The organism is Novosphingobium clariflavum (assembly GCF_026420865.1).
In the GTDB taxonomy this organism is placed as follows: Bacteria; Pseudomonadota; Alphaproteobacteria; order Sphingomonadales; family Sphingomonadaceae; genus Novosphingobium; species Novosphingobium clariflavum.
On sequence record NZ_JAPCWC010000132.1, the window covers coordinates 1 to 237 of the forward strand.

Genomic DNA, 237 nt, shown 5'->3' on the forward strand with positions numbered 1-237 from the left:
GAGGTCGGAAACGGACGTGTCGCGTTGGGCCATAGCAGCCTGAGCGAGCCGCACCTGGGCCTTGGAGAGGGCGAACTTGCGGCCACCCTTGCGTCCCCGCGCGCGGGCAGCGGCCAGGCCAGCCATGGTGCGCTCGCGGATCATATCCCGCTCAAACTCCGCCAGTGTGGCAAAAATGCCGAACACCATCCGGCCCGATGGCGTCGTGGTGTCGATCTGCGCGCCCTTGCCGGTGAG

Annotated in this window: 1 protein-coding gene; it reads right to left on the minus strand. The window is 67.9% G+C overall.

Annotated features, from left to right (window positions below; genetic code table 11):
• Positions 1-237 (minus strand): recombinase family protein (locus tag OKA11_RS24605; protein ID WP_267225278.1); only part of this gene is annotated, 237 nt, incomplete at both ends.